At 62.2% G+C, this 16,873-nt stretch carries 16 protein-coding genes; 11 read left to right on the forward strand and 5 right to left on the reverse strand.

The genetic code is table 11. From position 1 onward, the window contains the following. Nucleotides 1-112 precede the first annotated feature (112 nt). Nucleotides 113-277, reverse strand: coding sequence for a hypothetical protein (locus EET67_RS25665; RefSeq protein ID WP_165899916.1), 165 nt, complete (start codon nt 275-277; stop codon nt 113-115). A gap of 159 nt (nt 278-436) precedes the next feature. Here EET67_RS25665 and EET67_RS14830 point away from each other — a divergent pair, with 159 nt between their 5' ends. From EET67_RS14830 to copM, 3 genes are read left to right on the forward strand one after another with little or no spacing between them, the layout of a single operon-like run. Continuing rightward, nucleotides 437-2,923 (forward strand): heavy metal translocating P-type ATPase, encoded by a 2,487-nt coding sequence (locus tag EET67_RS14830; RefSeq protein ID WP_281011094.1) that lies wholly within the window; start codon nt 437-439, stop codon nt 2,921-2,923. Nucleotides 2,924-2,939: 16 nt separating this feature from the next. Further along, nucleotides 2,940-3,359, forward strand: a complete 420-nt coding sequence (gene cueR, locus EET67_RS14835) for a Cu(I)-responsive transcriptional regulator (protein ID WP_128626975.1) — start codon at nt 2,940-2,942, stop codon at nt 3,357-3,359. A gap of 10 nt (nt 3,360-3,369) precedes the next feature. Further along, on the forward strand, nt 3,370-3,756 hold the full coding sequence (copM, locus tag EET67_RS14840) for a CopM family metallochaperone (RefSeq protein ID WP_128626976.1): 387 nt from the start codon (nt 3,370-3,372) through the stop codon (nt 3,754-3,756). A 21-nt stretch (nt 3,757-3,777) separates the two neighbouring features. Here copM and EET67_RS14845 read toward each other — a convergent pair whose 3' ends face one another. After that, nucleotides 3,778-4,944 (reverse strand): diphosphate--fructose-6-phosphate 1-phosphotransferase, encoded by a 1,167-nt coding sequence (locus EET67_RS14845; protein WP_128626977.1) that lies wholly within the window; start codon nt 4,942-4,944, stop codon nt 3,778-3,780. A gap of 85 nt (nt 4,945-5,029) precedes the next feature. Beyond that, nucleotides 5,030-5,779, reverse strand: coding sequence for a L,D-transpeptidase (locus EET67_RS14850; RefSeq protein ID WP_128626978.1), 750 nt, complete (start codon nt 5,777-5,779; stop codon nt 5,030-5,032). Between the two features lie 391 nt (nt 5,780-6,170). On the opposite strand from EET67_RS14850, the gene EET67_RS14855 reads away from it, so the two are divergent. Continuing rightward, a complete protein-coding gene (locus tag EET67_RS14855; RefSeq protein ID WP_128626979.1) occupies nt 6,171-6,794 on the forward strand; it encodes a LysE family translocator in 624 nt (207 codons plus the stop codon). 3 nt (nt 6,795-6,797) lie between these two features. Here EET67_RS14855 and EET67_RS14860 read toward each other — a convergent pair whose 3' ends face one another. Further along, the gene (locus EET67_RS14860; protein WP_128626980.1) at nt 6,798-7,148 is read right to left on the reverse strand and encodes a hypothetical protein; all 351 of its coding nucleotides are present in this window, start codon (nt 7,146-7,148) and stop codon (nt 6,798-6,800) included. 230 nt (nt 7,149-7,378) lie between these two features. Between EET67_RS14860 and xylB the strand changes: the two genes are divergently transcribed. Beyond that, nucleotides 7,379-8,827: a xylulokinase gene (xylB, locus tag EET67_RS14865; protein WP_128626981.1), complete on the forward strand. Its 1,449-nt coding sequence runs from the start codon at nt 7,379-7,381 to the stop codon at nt 8,825-8,827. 170 nt (nt 8,828-8,997) lie between these two features. Next, the gene (locus tag EET67_RS14870) at nt 8,998-9,231 is read left to right on the forward strand and encodes a hypothetical protein (RefSeq protein ID WP_128626982.1); all 234 of its coding nucleotides are present in this window, start codon (nt 8,998-9,000) and stop codon (nt 9,229-9,231) included. A gap of 7 nt (nt 9,232-9,238) precedes the next feature. Here the strand turns inward: EET67_RS14870 and EET67_RS14875 are convergent, their stop codons facing one another. After that, complete coding sequence (locus EET67_RS14875) at nt 9,239-10,219, reverse strand: GlxA family transcriptional regulator (protein WP_128626983.1); 981 nt, start codon at nt 10,217-10,219, stop codon at nt 9,239-9,241. Nucleotides 10,220-10,295: 76 nt separating this feature from the next. Between EET67_RS14875 and bcoG the strand changes: the two genes are divergently transcribed. The 5 genes from bcoG to EET67_RS14900 all read left to right on the forward strand — a co-directional run bounded on the left by bcoG (nt 10,296) and on the right by EET67_RS14900 (nt 16,850). After that, nucleotides 10,296-11,213, forward strand: coding sequence for a 3-dehydrocarnitine:acetyl-CoA trimethylamine transferase BcoG (bcoG, locus tag EET67_RS14880; protein WP_128626984.1), 918 nt, complete (start codon nt 10,296-10,298; stop codon nt 11,211-11,213). Nucleotides 11,214-11,402: 189 nt separating this feature from the next. Then, nucleotides 11,403-12,488 carry a carnitine 3-dehydrogenase gene (locus tag EET67_RS14885; RefSeq protein ID WP_128626985.1) on the forward strand — a complete coding sequence of 362 codons (1,086 nt, stop codon included), beginning with the start codon at nt 11,403-11,405 and terminating at the stop codon, nt 12,486-12,488. A 166-nt stretch (nt 12,489-12,654) separates the two neighbouring features. Further along, the gene (locus EET67_RS14890) at nt 12,655-13,818 is read left to right on the forward strand and encodes an acyl-CoA dehydrogenase family protein (protein ID WP_128626986.1); all 1,164 of its coding nucleotides are present in this window, start codon (nt 12,655-12,657) and stop codon (nt 13,816-13,818) included. 171 nt (nt 13,819-13,989) lie between these two features. Next, on the forward strand, nt 13,990-16,080 hold the full coding sequence (locus EET67_RS14895) for an acetate--CoA ligase family protein (RefSeq protein WP_128626987.1): 2,091 nt from the start codon (nt 13,990-13,992) through the stop codon (nt 16,078-16,080). Then, nucleotides 16,068-16,850, forward strand: coding sequence for a carnitinyl-CoA dehydratase (locus EET67_RS14900; protein WP_128626988.1), 783 nt, complete (start codon nt 16,068-16,070; stop codon nt 16,848-16,850). Before EET67_RS14895 ends, EET67_RS14900 begins: the two co-directional genes overlap by 13 nt. Nucleotides 16,851-16,873 lie beyond the last annotated feature (23 nt).

The following is a 16,873-nucleotide window of genomic DNA, read 5'->3' on the forward strand; positions in this document are numbered from 1 at the left end:
TCCAAAACGCAAATGCCTCCGATGAAACCGGAGGCATTTTGATGACCCCACGTTAAGGGGTCCCGTTTGGACGAAAATCACCCCTCAAACAGGGTCCTCATTCCACGAAAAATCACAATTTGCCGGCATGCAAGGCGATAGCCTGCTCGAATTTCTCGATATGCACTTCAAGTGAATTATTGTCCATGAAGGCGGTTATGCTTCTTATATCCCGACCTCTATAGAGATCATGACTTTGGACAGACTTCAAACGCTCCAAAAGTTTGACACGTTTCATTCTGACTCCTTTCAATGAATGAGTTGGGGTCAGATTCTCTGAAGGGGTAATTGGCGCCCTTTGTCAACCTTTAAAAGAATGGCGGTACGGCTCTTGACCTTCCAGTGACTGGAAGCCCTATGTTCCGATCCCATATAAGGCCGGAACAGGAAGAATATTGTGACTGATCATAGCGAACATTCATGTTGCCAACACCATAGCGGCGTTGCAGCCGCGGGGGTTGTCCGCGATCCCGTCTGCGGCATGACGGTGGATGCCACTGCCGGCAAGCCAACAGTTGCGCATGGCGGAAGGGTCTTTCATTTTTGCAGCGAGTCCTGCCGGGGCAAGTTCAGCCATTCGCCTGAGACCTATCTCGAAGCGACTGACCCAGTTTGCGGCATGAAGGTCGATCGCGCCAGCGCCAGGCATTTTACCCGGCATGAAGGCCAGGGCTTCTATTTTTGTTCATCCGGCTGCAAGGCGAAGTTCGAAGCTGCCCCGGAAACATATCTTGGCGACCGCCCGAAGCCGGCGCTGATGCCCAAGGGCACGCAATATACCTGTCCGATGCATCCGGAAATCATCCGCGACAAGCCTGGTTCCTGCCCGAAATGCGGTATGGCGCTGGAGCCGATGGGCGTGCCCACGGGCGACGAGGGCCCCAATCCGGAACTGGTCGACTTTACCCGGCGCTTCTGGGTCAGCGCGGCGCTGTCCATACCGCTGCTAATCCTGACCATGGGGCCGATGGTCGGCCTGCCCGTACGCAATTGGTTTGGGGAACAGCCCGCCATTTGGATCGAGCTTGCGCTTGCCACGCCTGTCGTGCTGTGGGCGGCGCTGCCGTTCTTCCATCGCGGCTGGGAATCGATCCTCAACCGCAGTCCCAATATGTGGACGCTGATTTCGCTCGGCGTTGGCGCTGCCTATCTCTACAGCGTGGTGGCGGCCCTGTTCCCGGATGTTTTTCCCCACTCCTTCCGCGGCCATGGCGGCACCGTGCCGGTCTATTTCGAGGCCGCCGCCGTCATCGTTGCGCTGGTGTTTTTAGGCCAGGTGCTGGAGCTGAAGGCACGCGAACGCACCGGCTCGGCGATAAGGGCGCTGCTCGACCTAGCGCCCAAGACAGCGCGGCTGATCCGTGCGGATGGAACCGAGAATGATGTGCCGCTGGAAGAGGTCAAGGCCGGCGATCTGTTGCGCATCCGCCCCGGCGACAGCGTTCCTGTCGATGGATCGGTGACTGAAGGCAGATCCTCCATAGACGAATCCATGATTACCGGCGAGCCGATCCCGGTGGAAAAGAGCGTTGGCGACCTTCTCACCGGCGGCACGCTCAACCGCAACGGCTCGCTGGTGATGCGTGCCGAAAAGGTCGGCGCCGATACGGTGCTGTCGCAGATCGTCGAGCTTGTCGCCAAGGCGCAGCGCAGCCGCGCGCCGATCCAGGGGCTTGCGGATCGTGTCGCCTATTATTTCGTGCCGACCGTCGTTCTGGTGGCGATAGCGGCCTTTGTCGTCTGGGCGATTTTCGGGCCCGAGCCGAGCATGATCTTCGCCATCGTTTCGGCGGTCTCGGTGCTGATCATCGCCTGTCCCTGTGCGCTCGGCTTGGCGACCCCAATGTCGATCATGACCGCGACCGGTCGTGGCGCCCATGCCGGCGTACTCATCAAGGATGCCGAGGCGCTGGAGCGCTTTGCCGGCGTCGATACGCTGATCATCGACAAGACCGGCACGCTGACCCAAGGCAAGCCGGTGCTGACCGAGGTGGTCGCTGCCGACGGTATGGACGAGGGGGAACTTCTGACGCTGGCGGCGACGCTTGAGAAGGGCTCTGAGCACCCCCTGGCAGATGCCATCGTCGAGGGAGCGAAGGCGCGGGGCGCGGCCTCGCTCGATGTCGGTGATTTCGAGGCGATCACGGGCAAGGGCGTCAAGGGCACCGTTGCCGGCAAGGCTGTGGCGCTCGGCAATGCGGCGATGATGGTCGCGAGCGGCGTTGCCATCAAACCGCTCGAAGCGCGCGCCGATGCACTGCGGGCGGATGGTTCCACCGCTATGTTCGTCGCCGTCGAGGGCCGTCTGGCCGGTATCGTCGCGGTGTCCGATCCGATCAAACCGACGACGGCCGAAGCGATCAAGGCGCTGCATGAAAGCGGGCTGAAGATCATCATGGCGACAGGCGACAATGAGAAGACGGCAAAAGCCGTGGCGGCAAAGCTAGGCATCGATGAAGTCCGAGCCGATATATTGCCGGAAGGCAAGAAGGCGCTGGTCGATGAGTTGCACGCTGGCGGCGCGCGCATCGCCATGGCCGGCGACGGCGTTAATGATGCACCCGCCCTTGCCGCCGCCGATGTCGGCATCGCCATGGGAACCGGGGCCGATGTCGCCATGGAAAGCGCCGGCATCACGCTGGTGAAGGGTGATCTCAATGGTATCGTGCGCGCGCGCCATCTGGCGCGGGCGACGATCCGCAACATCAAGCAGAACCTGTTCTTCGCCTTTGTCTACAACGCACTTGGCGTGCCGGTGGCGGCGGGCGTGCTCTATCCGGTGTTCGGGATGCTGTTGTCGCCGATGCTGGCTGCGGCCGCGATGAGCCTGTCGTCCGTGTCGGTCATTGCCAATGCGCTGCGGCTGCGCACCGTCAAACTCTGATTTTTGGAGACAGATCATGAATATTGGCGATGCTGCCAACCATTCCGGCCTTCCGACCAAGACCATACGCTATTACGAGGAGATCGGGCTATTGACGCCGGCCCGCGCCGAAAACGGCTATCGCGATTATTCGGTGAGCGATGTCCACCGGCTGCGGTTCCTGCAGCGCTCGCGCAGCCTTGGTTTCTCGGTCGAGGAGTGCCGGCAGCTACTCTCGCTCTATGGCGATACGCATCGCGAAAGTGCTGATGTCAAGGCGCTGGCCGAAGCCAAGCTCGGCGAGATCGACCGCAAGATTTCAGAGCTTGCAGCGCTTCGTGAAGCGCTGCGTCACCTCGTTGAGCATTGTCATGGCGATGCACGACCGGAGTGCCCGATCCTCGATGATCTGGCAGGTGCGGCGGGGGCAAAATCCGTACAGATTTCCAAACATTGAAGGAGTATCTATGACCTTGACGCGCAGACTTGTTACCCTTTCCGCAGTCGTGATGCTTGGCGCCAGTGCCGCAGGGCTGGCTTTGGCGCAGTCAGATCACAGTGGCCACGACATGGGTTCCATGAGCACTTCGGATGGCGCGTCCTCGCCGGCGGCGAAGGGCTATATCGAGGCGATGGACAAGATGCATGAGGCGATGGGCAAGATGGACTATTCGGGCGACCCGGATATCGATTTCGCCCGCGGCATGATCCCGCATCACCAGGCGGCGATCGACATGGCCAAAGTCCAGCTCGAACATGGCAAGGACCCTGAAATCCGCAAGCTCTCCGAAGCGGCGCAGGAACGCGAGATCAAGCAGCTCGAGGACTGGCTCGCCGCGCATCCGGCGAAATAGCCAAGCCTTCGGTCGGCAGGTTCAGACGAATGGCCTGCCGATCTCAAATTTCGCGGGCACCAGCCGTTTCAGATAGGCAGTGCCCTTGCCGGACAGAAGATTGGCGTCCGGCAGCAGGAAGTCGTCCGGCATGTGGCGGGTCTTGCCGGCGACGGCGGAGAGCGGAACCAGCTGCATCACCGTTTTTTTGCCGTCATATTGCAGGGCCACCGAGCCGCCGCCACGCGCTGCGGCGTCGACGGCAAAGGCGCCGGCGTCGAATGCTTCCTTGGAATCGGTATCGTTGATAGCGCCGATATAGCCGCGCGGCAGGTAGCCCAGAGTGTCGACGCGCGCGCGCACGCCCGGCAGGCCGTCGCGCAATGCCTGTTCGAAGGCGATGCCGAGATCGCCCCCCGACAGTTTCAGATTTCCATGCGCGTCGCGTTCCAGCCGGTCAGGCGCGACGAGGCTTTCGATCAGCGGCTTGCCGTCCTCGGTGCTGACTCCCTCGGAGACGGCGACAACACAGCGCTTGTGGCGCGAGAGCGTGGCGCGCACATCATCGATGAAGCGGGGCACGGAGAAGGCACGTTCGGGCACGTAGAGCAGATGCGGCCCGCTTTCGTCGTCCTGGCGCCAGGCGGCCGTGGCTGCTGTCAGGAAGCCGGCATGACGACCCATTACGATGCCGACATAGACGCCGGGCAGGGCGCGAAAGTCGAGATCGACGCTGAGGAAGGCGCCGGCAACGAATTCGGCGGCCGAGATGAAGCCCGGCGTGTGGTCATTTTCGACCAGATCGTTGTCGATCGTCTTCGGGGCATGGACGAAGGCGATCGAGCCGCCTGCGGCTTTGGCAAGAATTTGCTGCGTTGCGGCTGTATCGTTGCCGCCGATATAGATGAAACTGTCGGCGCCGGCTTTTTTCAGGCCGGCAAGAATCTGGTCGCAATAGGCGAGATCGGGCTTGTCGCGCGTCGAGCCGAGGGCTGCGCTGGGTGTCGCGCCGATGCGACGAAGCTGGTCTTCGGGCATCGCTGAAAGATCGACATAATCGCCATCGCGGATGCCGCGCACGCCATGGCGCGCGCCGAGCACGCGAGCGCCGGGATGGCACCGTTGGATCTCGATGGTGGCCCCGACCATGGTCTGGTTGATGACAGCCGTCGGCCCGCCGCCCTGGGCTATCACGAAAGTTGCGGCCATGTTGAAATCCTCGTGCGCTCGCTTGCCGGCACTTTCGCAGGACTGCCGGGCGCACGCAATGTTTGTGGCTAAATGTGAGAGACTATCAGGCGACCACGATCGGCGTCTTGGCCGGGACGCGATTGTAGAGATCGACCACGTCCTGATTGATCATGCGTACGCAGCCGGAAGAAACCGCCGTGCCGATCGACCACCATTCGGGCGAGCCATGGACGCGAAACAGCGTGTCACGCCCATCCTTGAAGATATAAAGTGCGCGCGCCCCGAGCGGATTGGTGAGGCCGCCGGGCTGGCCACCGCGATATTGTTCGAGCTCCGGCCGCCTTGCGATCATCTCGGAAGGCGGCGTCCAGGTCGGCCACTCCTTCTTGTACTGGATATTAGCTCGGCCGGACCAGACGAAGCCCTCCTTGCCGATGCCCACGCCGTAGCGGATGGCATCGCCGCCCGGCTGCACCAGATAGAGGAAGCGTTCCTGCAGATGCACCACGATGGTTCCCGGCTGTTCGCCGGTGGGATCGACCACGATCTGGCGGCGGAATTTCGGGTTGACCTTCTCGAACGGGACTTCCGGCAGCGTGTAGCCGCTATCGGTCAGCGAGGCATACATCAGTTCCGGCCGTGTCACCTGCCTGTCGACGCTGATGCGCGGCCGGATCGTGCCGGTGGTGAATTCGTCCACCTCGAAGGCGGCCATATCCACGCTGCGCGAGCAGCCGGCGGCGCCGAGCAATGCTGCCGAGCCCAGGCCGAGCAGCGCGGTGCGCCGCGATAGAAGGGCAGTGTTGTCGGTCGCAGCGGGCAGGACCTTCGGCAAAGCAGGATTTTTCGACACGGCACCATTTCCACAGTTGGACGCTGGCTCTGGTGCTCGCGGACCCCGCGCCCAAAGTCATTCGCATTTTCATCAATCGTGGTTGACAAAGGATGAATGGCCGCAGGCCTTGCCGCGCCTGGGGTTGGCGTATCTTCCCGCATGCGCCCATGCCAAGGGAAGCGATTGTGACCGGCACGACGCGACATCACCTTGCTTGCGTCACAATCGCGAATGCGCCGTGGCGTAGGTTGATGCCCGGGCCGGCGATTCATCACTTCCGGCAGATTTCGTTGGATGTGCTTGAAGTGAACAATCCTCCAGACCGCATAAAGCCCCAGAACGATTTTTCGCCCTTTACATTGGGCCGCTGGCAGGGATTTATCCTTTCCTTTGAGCAAAGGAGATATCCATGCCGCTTGAAGTCTGGGCAGCTTTCGCAGCCGCGTCGGCAGTTCTCCTGATCATCCCCGGCCCGACCATCCTCTTGGTCGTGTCCTATGCGCTCGGCCAGGGCTGGCGTACGGCCCTGCCGATGGCCCTGGGTGTGGCGCTAGGCGATTTCACCGCCATGACATTGTCGATGCTCGGCATCGGGGCACTGCTGGCAGCTTCCGCGACGGTGTTCACCATCCTCAAATGGGTCGGCGCGGCCTATCTCATCTATCTCGGCATCAAGCTTTTTCGCGCCGGCGGGACGTTGAACGCCGAGCCACGCAGCGATGCTGTTTCGGCTGCGAAAATGTTGGGGCATGCCTGGTTGGTCACGGCACTAAACCCCAAGAGCATCACCTTTTTCGTTGCCTTCCTGCCGCAGTTTCTCGACCGCAACGCCGGTTTCCTCACCCAGATGGTGATCTTCGAAGCCACCTTCCTGGCCCTGGCCTTTGCCAATGCGTTCGGCTACGCGCTGGTTGCGGCGCGGGCACGAAATCTGGTGCGCAACCCGAAGGCCATCGGCATCTTCAACAAGGCGGGCGGCAGCTTGCTGATCGGAGCCGGCATCGCCACCATGGCGGCGCGGTCAGGGCACTGAGCTTTATCCGACCAAGGCGGCAATCTTCGAGACTTCGAAGAAATCGAACAGGATGGCCAGCGCCACGCCGCCGCTCGTCAGGATAAGTCCGGTCATGAAGAAGCGGTTGGCACGCTGGAATGAGCGCTTTTTCAGGCATTCATGCTTGAGTAGGTCCGAAAGCGCCCGGATCTGCAGACCGATGCCGAGCAGGATCGGGAACAGCGCAAATCCATCCTCGGGCTGCCATGGAATCGGATTGGCGGCCCAGTGGGTGACGAAGCCGAGCGAAAATGCCAGCACGATCCCGACCACGGTCAAGGTGCCGTTCCGGAAGATCGTCTCGACAAGATCGTCAGGGTCGTCTTGCTGCATGCGGCACTGAACATCCAAGCCGCGGCGAAGTCAAACCCCGCTTCGTGCCCGCAATCGGTTGCCCACAAATGCCAGTGCCTTGACGGGAACCTTGTATTTTTCGAGCTTCGAAAAAATGTCTGGCGGCCGCTTCGTGACCCGCTATTCTTGTCGGAACGCAATCAATGCTGCGTTCGGGAAGATGTCAGGTTTGCCGGTCAGGCGGCGTCACAAAGTTTGGAGTTTGTCTCATGTATCTCGGCCTTGACCTCGGTACATCCGGCCTCAAGACCCTGCTGATGGACGGGAACCAGAATGTCGTCGGCTCCGCCCATGCCGCGCTCGACGTGGCGCGGCCACATCCGAGCTGGTCGGAACAGGACCCGTCCGCCTGGGTCGCTGCCGCCCGAGCAGCGATTGGCGAACTCAGGGCCGCCCATTCTGGCGAATTCGGCGCGATCAAGGGCATCGGCCTGTCCGGGCAGATGCATGGCGCGACACTTCTCGACGCCAAGGATCAGGTGTTGCGGCCCTGCATCCTGTGGAACGATACCCGCAGCCATAAAGAGGCGGCGAGGCTGGATTCCGATCCGCGTTTCCGCGAGATCACCGGCAATATCGTCTTTCCCGGCTTCACCGCGCCGAAACTCGCCTGGGTGAAGAACAACGAGCCTGGGATTTTTGCCAAGGTAGCCAAGGTTTTATTGCCCAAGGACTATCTGCGCCTCTGGCTCACCGGGGAGCATATCTCCGACATGTCGGATTCCTCGGGAACCTCGTGGCTGGACGTTGCCAATCGCCGCTGGTCGGCCGAACTGCTCGCGGCGACAGATCTGGGCGAGGAGCATATGCCGGCGCTGGTCGAGGGGACGCAGCCTGCCGGAAGCTTGCGCCGGCAATTGGCTGCCGAATGGGGCCTGGAGGGCGAGGTCGTGGTGGCAGGAGGGGCTGGCGACAATGCGGCCTCGGCCTGCGGCATGGGCATCGTGCGGGCGGGTCATGCCTTTGTTTCGCTCGGCACGTCGGGCGTGCTGTTTGCTGCCAACGGGTCGTATCTGCCCAACCCGGACAGTGCGGTCCACACATTCTGCCATGCCTTGCCCGATAGCTGGCACCAGATGGGTGTCATCTTGTCGGCGACCGATTCGCTCAACTGGCTTGCCGATATCACCGGCAAGGACGCCGCCGAACTGACCGACGAGCTTGGCAAGGATTTGAAGGCGCCGACCGGCGTTTCCTTCCTGCCTTATCTTTCCGGGGAGCGCACGCCGCATAATGACGCCCTCATCCGCGGCTCTTTTACCGGTCTTGGCCATGAAACCGACCGGGTAGCCTTAACCCAAGCGGTGGTGGAGGGGGTGGCTTTTGCCTTCCGCGACAGCCTGGAAGCGCTGAGGAAGGCCGGCACCGAGCTTTCGCGCGTCACTGCGATCGGCGGCGGTTCGCGCTCGCGCTATTGGCTGAAAGCGATCGCCACCGCGCTCGGACTGCCTGTCGACATTCCGGCCGACGGCGATTTTGGTGCGGCTTTCGGGGCGGCGCGATTGGGGTTGATCGCCGCCGAAAATGCCGATCCGCTTGTGGTCTGTTCGACGCCGAACACGGCGGAAACCATCGAGCCGGATGGGGCGCTCGCTGGTGCATATTTCGACGCCTATCAGCGTTACCGCGCGCTCTACCCGGCCATCAAGGCGGTATAGGTGGATCGGCCTTTGCCAAGCTCTCCAAATGACGCAGCTTGTTCGTCCCTTAGGACGATGCGCAATCATGGCGCCACCATTGACCGGTCAAAAGGATTTTTCCTTTTCGCCGGAAAGTTGCCGCGTTGATACCTTCATTTTGCCCCCGGCTACGGTTTAGTTTTCGACCCATGACTGAGCAACGCGAAATCATCGATGAAGCCGACGATTCGATCCGGCAAGCGGAGGCGCTGCGCGCCCTGGCGGCCACGGATTCGGTTGTCGACCTGCTCGCCCTGGTGGGAAAAACCCAAGAGGCCGGCGATCCCGATCTGTGGAATCGCGCGGTCAGCAGCAGGCTGGAAGCTCTCCTGGCCGAGAAGATGCGCAAGCTGATTGCCGGGGACCAGCAGGACGCCGCCTGACAGCGTGCTATTTCTGGCGCAACCGCGCCGGCGCATCGCCGAAGGTTTTGGCAAATGTCCGCGAAAAGGTGCTGGCGCTGGAAAAGCCGGTGCGTGCGGCAATATCGGCCATGGCAAGGCGGGTATCGAGAACCAGCCTTCGGGCTGCGTTGAGCCGCAGCCTCAGATAGTAGGCACCCGGCGTGTCGCCGATCGAATTGCGAAAGATGTTTTCAAGCGTGCGGCTCGTCACCTCGGCGCGCCGGGCAATTTTGGCGATCGTCAGCGGCTCGTCGATATGGGCTTCCATCAGCCGGATGGATTGCGCCAGCCGTGGGTCATATCCATCGAGGCGGCCAAGCGAGACCAGCGGCTGGGCGTCGGTGGCGGCGCGCGCCTGATCGTAGATGAACACGCTGGCGACATCGAGCGCCACCGCCATGCCGAGGCGCGAGCGCACCAGATGCAGCATCAGGTCGAAGGTCGGTGAGGCCCCGCCCGAAGTGAAAATCGGTCCGTCGATGACATAGCGATCCGGCCGCACATCGGTGCCGGGGAAGGCGGCGGAAAAATCTTCCATGTCCTCCCAATGGGTGGTGGCGGCGTGCCCTTCCAGCAAACCCGCCCGCCCGAGCAGCCATGTCCCGGCCTCGACGCCGCCCACAGCACGGACCGACCGAGCCACGCGCCGGACTGCGGCAAGCAGTGCCGGACCGCCCTGGGTCTTGGTGCCGAAACCGCCGATGACCACCAATACGTCGGTTTTCTCGGCCGGATCGAAGCGGCCGCTGACCGCTACCGGCAGACCTGATGTGGTGATTGCCGGCTCGCCATCCGTCGAGACGATCTTCCAATCGAACAGCGTTTCGCCGGCAATCCGGTTTGCGGCCCGCAATGGATCGACCGTTGACGCCACGCACATGATGGATGAGCCTGAAAAGACAAGAAATGTCAGCGAAAGCGGAGTTTGCTCAGCAAGAAAGATCGATGGCTTTTCGCTTTTTGTCATCTAGCTTTCGTAAGGTGCAAAACACTGCGTTGCAAGCAGGGCAATGATCGGTGAGGAGATTGGATAGGAGGAACCGATGCCGCTTGAGATAAATCGCGAGGTTTTCATTACCTGTGCCGTGACGGGATCAGGCAGCACGCAGGACCGCAGCCCGCATGTGCCGCGCTCGCCCAAGCAGATCGCCGATTCGGCCATCGCGGCAGCCAAGGCGGGTGCAGCCGTCGTGCACTGCCATGTGCGCGACCCCGAGACGGGCAAGCCGCGCCGGGATGTGCATCTCTATCGCGAGGTGACGGAGCGCATCCGCGAGGCTGATGTCGATGTTGTGCTCAATCTCACCGCCGGCATGGGCGGCGACATGGTGTTCGGCTCCACCGAGGCGCCGCTGCCGGTCAAGGAGCAGGGCACCGACATGGCCGGCGCCACCGAGCGCATGGAGCATGTGCGCCAATGCCTGCCCGAAATCTGCACGCTTGACTGCGGCACCATGAATTTCGCCGAGGCCGATTACGTCATGACCAATACGCCCGGCATGCTGCGCGCCATGGGCGGCATGATGACGGAGCTTGGCGTCAAGCCGGAGATCGAGGCGTTCGATACCGGCCATCTGTGGTTTGCCAAGCAACTCGTCACCGAAGGCGTGCTTGCGCCCGATGCGCTGGTGCAGCTCTGCATGGGCGTGCCGTGGGGCGCCCCCGACGACCTCAACACCTTCATGGCCATGGTCAACAATGTTCCGAAGGAATGGACCTGGTCGGCCTTTTCCCTCGGCCGCAGCCAGATGGCCTATGTCGCGGCGGCAGTGCTGGCGGGCGGCAATGTCCGTGTCGGGCTGGAAGATAATCTGTGGCTGGACAAGGGCGTGCTGGCCACCAATGCGCAGCTTGTCGAGCGCGCGGTCGGCATCATCGAGGGCATGGGCGCGCGGGTCATCGGACCTGATGAGGTACGCAAGAAGCTGAACCTCACTAAGCGCGCGCCGGTGGCGGCGTAGCAAGATCGCGAGAATGTTTCGAGAAACCACCCCCACTCCGGCTCGCTACGCTCGCCACCTCTCCCCCTGCCCGGGAGAGAGGAAGGGTGCCAAGGTTGCGGCCGGCATTTCCTCTCCCCCGTCGATCGGGGGAGAGGTGTCGCGCAAGGCGCGACGGAGTGGGGGGCGATCATGGGGAACCCAAGGCAAATGACCATCCAGAAGGCGGCCGCAATCGGCGGCGGGGTTATCGGCGCGGGCTGGGTCGCGCGTCTGCTGCTCAATGGCATCGATGTTTCGATCTATGATCCGGACCCGGAAGCGTCCCGGAAGGTCGATGAGGTGATGAAGGGCGCGCGGCGCGCCTATAAGCAGATGCTGCCGGATGGCCTGCCGAAGGAAGGCAAGCTCACCTTCGCCAGGAGCATAGCCGAGGCGGTGGCCGATGCCGACCTGGTCCAGGAAAGCGTGCCGGAACGGCTTGACCTCAAGCACAAGGTGCTGGCCGAGATCGATGCGCATGCCCCAGCCAATGCCATCATTGGCTCATCCACCTCCGGCATCAAGCCGACCGACATGCAGGTGGCGATGAAGAAACACCCTGAGCGGCTGGTGGTCGGCCATCCGTTCAACCCGGTCTATCTGCTGCCGCTGGTGGAAGTGGTGGGAGGAGAACAGACTTTCCCCGAGGCCATCGAAGTTGCCAAGGAAATCTACGCGTCCATCGGCATGAAGCCGGTGGTCATCCGCAAGGAGATCGAGGCTTTCGTCGGCGACCGGCTGCTTGAGGCGGCTTGGCGCGAGGCGCTGTGGCTGATCAAGGACGGCATCTGCACCGTCGAGGAACTCGACGACATCATGCGCTATGGTTTCGGCCTGCGCTGGGCGCAGATGGGCATGTTCCAGGTCTATCGTGTGGCCGGCGGCGAGGCCGGCATGCGCCACTTCATGGCGCAGTTCGGTCCGTGCCTGTCCTGGCCGTGGACCAAGCTGATGGACGTTCCGGAATTCAACGACGAACTGGTCGAGCTGATCGCCGGTCAGTCTGACGAGCAGTCCGGGCAATGGTCGATCCGCGAACTGGAGAGGATCCGCGACGACAATCTCGTCGCGATCATGGAAGCGCTGTCGAAACAGAACAAGGGCAAGGGCTGGGGCGCCGGTGAGATCCACAGGGACTACACCAAGCGGCTGGCAAAGCTTGCGGCAAAGAAACCCATTTCGAAGGCTGCCGCCAAGGCAAAGGCCGGAAAACCGGTGAAGAAGGCTGCGGCGAAGTCGAAGAAGAAGGGTTGACGGTCGTGGCTGCCTCGCGTCATCCCGGAAGCCGTTTCAAGCGTAGCCAGAAAACGGCTGTCCGGGATCCATTCCGGAACGTCACAGGTCACGGAATGGATCCCGGCTCTCGCCTCGCAGCCTCCGGCCGCTCGGCATCGGCCGGGATGACGAAGGAGTGACGGGCATGGATTTCGGTCTTTCGGAAGAACAGCAGCTCATCGTCGATACCACCCGCGCCTTTGTCGAAAACGAGCTTTACCCGCATGAGCTTGCGGTGGAGCGCAGCGGCCATCTGCCAATGGAACTCATCAAGGAATTGCAGGCCAAGGCGATTGCGGCCGGGCTCTATGCCGCCAATATGCCGGCCGAGGTCGGCGGCGCCGGCCTCGATACGGTGACCTGGCTGCTCTATGAGAAAGAGCTTGGACGCGCCAATTACGCGCTGCATTGGACCTGCGTGGCACGCCCTTCCAACATCCTGCTTGCCGGCACCGATGAGCAGAGGGAAAAATATCTCTATCCCTGTATCCGTGGCGAGAAATGGGATTGCCTGGCCATGACCGAGCCCGGTGCCGGCTCCGATCTGCGCGGCATGAAAGCAACCGCCGTGCAGGATGGCGACGACTGGGTGCTCAACGGCACCAAGCATTTTATTTCCCACGCTGATATTGCCGATTTTGCGATTTGTTTCATGGCTTCCGGCGAGGAAGATAGTCCACGCGGCAAGCGCAAGAAGATCACGGCCTTCTTTGTCGACAAGGGCACGCCGGGATTCACAGTGCGGGACGGCTACCGCAACGTCTCGCATCGCGGCTACACCAATTCGGTGCTGGAATTCGACGATTGCCGGCTGCCCAAGGAACAGGTGCTGGGCGAGGTCCACAAGGGCTTCGAGGTTGCCAATAGCTGGCTTGGTGCGACGCGGCTGCAGGTCGGTGCGACATGCCTCGGCCGTGCCGAGCGCGCGCTTCAGCATTCGATCGTATATGCCGCCCAGCGCCAGCAATTCGGCCAGCAGATCGGCAAGTTCCAGGGCGTTTCCTTCAAGCTTGCCGACATGGCCACGGAGTTGAAGGCAGCCAATCTCATGGTGTTCGAGGCCGGCTGGAAATACGACCAGGGTACTGTCACCGACCAGGATATGGCGATGGCCAAGCTCAAGGCCACCGAGGTTCTGGCCTTCGTCGCCGACGAGGCGATCCAGATCCATGGCGGCATGGGCCTGATGGATGACTTGCCGCTGGAGCGCATCTGGCGCGACGCCCGCGTCGAGCGCATCTGGGAAGGCACGTCCGAGATCCAGCGCCACATCATCAGCCGGGCGCTACTGCGGGAAGTGGGTGGGTGATTTCGTGCCATTTTTGTCGTTTTTCACCCCCACCCCTGACCCCTCCCCACAAGGGGGAGGGGGACTCGCGGTTGCACCGGAGCGCATAAAATTCGTGAGTTTTGATGCTGGCAGGGACGAAATCGTCCCCCTCCCCCTTGTGGGGAGGGGTCAGGGGTGGGGGTGCGGAAAATGACTCGCCTCGACCGTCTCTTACGGCCAAAATCCATCGCGATCATTGGCGGTGGTGCATTCGGCACCAATGTGGTCGAGCAGTGCTTGAAGATGGACTATACCGGCGCGATCTGGCCGGTGCATCCGAGCCGCACCGACGTTCACGGCGTTGTAGCCTTCAAGTCGGTTGCAGACCTGCCGGCCGCGCCCGACGCCGCCTTCGTTGCCGTCAATCGCAATCTTACCATTGAGATCATCCGCCAACTTTCCGCGCTTGGTGCGGGCGGCGCGATCTGTTTTGCCGCCGGTTTTCGCGAGACAGGCAATGACGATGCCGATGGCGAGCGGCTGCAGCAGGAACTTGTGGCGGCGGCGGGCGATATGCCGATCATCGGCCCGAACTGTTACGGGCTGATCAATTACGCCGATGGCGCGCTTTTATGGCCGGACCAGCATGGCGGAATTCGTCTGCAGCCCGGCGAACGCGGCGTTGCCATTATCACGCAGTCGTCCAACATCGCCTGCAATCTCACCATGCAACAGCGCGGCCTGCCTATCGCCTTCCTGATGACGGCGGGCAACCAGGCGCAAACCGGCCTGTCGGAAATGGCGCTCGGCCTGATCGAGGACGAGCGGGTCTCCTGCTTGGGGCTGCATATAGAGGGCTTTGATTCCGTCGCCGGTTTCGAGCGCCTGGCAAAGCGGGCGAGAGAACTCGGCAAGCCGATCGTGGCCATGAAGGTCGGCCGCTCGGAACAGGCGCGTGCCGCCACCATCTCCCACACCGCTTCGCTGGCCGGGTCCGATGCCGGCTCGGCGGCCTTCCTGAAACGGCTGGGCATTGCGCGGGTCGATTCCATCCCGTCCTTTTTGGAGACGTTGAAACTTCTGCATGTGCTCGGGCCGCTGCAGGGGCGTCGCTTGTCCTCGATGAGCTGTTCGGGCGGCGAGGCTTCCGTGATGGCCGACACCGCTGACGGCCGGAGAGTGGGCTTTCCGGCCTTGAGCGCGGAACACCGGGCACAGGTGAAAGAGGCGCTCGGCCCGCTCGTCGCGGTGGCCAATCCGCTCGACTACAATACCTTCATCTGGAACGATGAGGCGGCGATGGCAAAAGCCTTTGGCGCCATGGTTTCGGGCGGCTTCGACCTCAACATGCTGGTGCTCGATTTCCCGCGCAACGACCGTTGTTCCGATGCCGACTGGCTCACTGCGGTCAACGCGTTCGATACCGCCTTGAGGGCCAACGGTGCCAAGGGTGCGATCGTCGCTTCCATGCTTGAGAACCTGCCGGAACATCACGCCCTCGCACTGATGAAGCGCGGCATTGTTCCGCTGCAGGGGATTGTCGAGGCCTTCGATGCGGCCGAGGCCGCAGCTTTCATTGGTGAGGCTTGGAAGCAGCCTTTTACCTCCCCCTTGTGGAGAGGTCGTGCCGACCCTCCCCACAAGGGGGAGGGTAAAGGTGTCTTCGACGAAGCCACCACCAAGGCACTGCTGCGGGAGGCTGGCCTGGCCGTGCCTGAAGGCATGTGTGCCGCCAGCGTGGCCGAGACTGTTTCCGCAGTGCAGACGCTTGGTTTCCCGGTGGCGCTCAAGGCGCTCGGCGTTGCGCATAAGAGCGAGCTTGGCGCGGTTCGACTTGACCTCAAATCCGCCGATGATGTTCGGACGGCGGCGGAAGCCTTGCTGCCGCTCGGCACAGGCCTTTATGTCGAGCCCATGGTCGAGGGCGGCATCGGCGAACTGATCGTCGGCGTTACCCGCGATCCGCTGTTCGGACCCGTCATGACGCTGGGCACCGGCGGCGTGCTGGTGGAGCTTTTGAAGGACAGCGCCACCCTGCTTTTGCCGGCATCGCGCACCGAGATCGAGGCGGCATTGCAGGGCTTGCGGCTCTATCCGCTGCTTGACGGCTATCGTGGCCGGCCAAAGGCGGATATCGCCGCCGCAATAGACGCAATCCTCGCCATTTCGCGCTTCGCCGCCGATCATGCCGACACCATCGAGGAACTCGATATCAATCCGCTGATCGTTTGCGGCGGGGGCAAGGGCGCGTGGATCGCCGATGCGTTGCTTGTCTTGAAGGAGGTCTCATGTCCGATGTGATAAAAACCAGCCGGGAGGGCGCCATTCTCGAAGTCACGCTTGACCGGCCCAAGGCCAACGCCATCGACCTGAAGACCTCGCGGCTGATGGGCGAGACCTTCAGGGCGTTCCGCGACGATCCCGAACTGCGCGTGGCGATCGTGAAGACGGCGGGGGAGAAATTCTTCTCGGCTGGCTGGGATTTGAAGGCCGCCGCCGATGGCGATGCGGTCGACGGCGACTATGGCGTCGGCGGCTTCGGCGGCCTGCAGGAACTGCGCGATCTAAACAAGCCGGTGATTGCCTGCGTCAGCGGCATGGCGGTGGGCGGCGGCTTCGAACTGGCGCTCTCCTGCGACCTCATTTATGCCGCCGACCATTCCTCCTTTGCGCTGCCGGAAATCCGCGCCGGCACGCTGGCCGATGCGGCAACGATCAAGCTGCCCAAGCGCATCCCCTATCATGTGGCGATGGACCTTCTGCTCACCGGCCGCTGGATGGACGCCTTGGAAGCGCATCGCTGGGGGCTGGTCAACGAGGTTCATCCGGTGAGCCAGCTTGAGGAACGCGTCTGGGATGTTGCCCGGATGCTTGCCGGCGGTCCGCCGCTGGTGTTCGCCGCGATCAAGGAGGTCGCGCGCCGCGCCGAAGCCATGGAGTTCCAGGATGCGATGAACTGGATCACCAAACGCAAATTCCGCACGGTGGACGAACTCTATGCCTCGGAGGATAATCTGGAAGGGTTTCGCGCCTTTGCCGAAAAGCGCGACCCGGTGTGGAAGGGGCGGTGAGATCGGCCGCGCTGGTGAGCAAA

Origin of the sequence: Borborobacter arsenicus (assembly GCF_003934165.1) — a bacterium.
Lineage (GTDB): Bacteria > Pseudomonadota > Alphaproteobacteria > Rhizobiales > Rhizobiaceae > Pseudaminobacter > Pseudaminobacter arsenicus.